Genomic DNA, 267 nt, shown 5'->3' on the forward strand with positions numbered 1-267 from the left:
GTGGCAAATGGCCCAAACAGCACTACGCGTTTACCGTCCAGAACGCGGGTATCGATATGCGGAACCGACATCGGTGGTGCGCCAACGGATGCTTTACCGTAAACCTTCGCCAGATGGTGATTAACCACGTCCGGGTTTTCCGAAACAAGGAACTGTCCGCCCACCGGGAAACCGGCGTAGTCTTTCGCTTCCGGAATCCCCGATTCCTGTAACAGCTTCAGCGCCGCACCGCCCGCGCCGATAAAGACAAATTTGGCGCGGATGTTC

The 267-nt window shown here is 56.9% G+C and carries 1 protein-coding gene; it reads right to left on the reverse strand.

What is annotated here, in order from left to right; translation table 11 throughout:
- Positions 1-267, reverse strand: a 267-nt coding sequence (locus tag ACNQ0T_RS24350) for a malate:quinone oxidoreductase (RefSeq protein WP_417930512.1), incomplete at both ends; no start/stop codon positions are given.

It is taken from the genome of Enterobacter cloacae complex sp.6700776 (genome assembly GCF_048284255.1).
In the GTDB taxonomy this organism is placed as follows: domain Bacteria; phylum Pseudomonadota; class Gammaproteobacteria; order Enterobacterales; family Enterobacteriaceae; genus Enterobacter; species Enterobacter intestinihominis.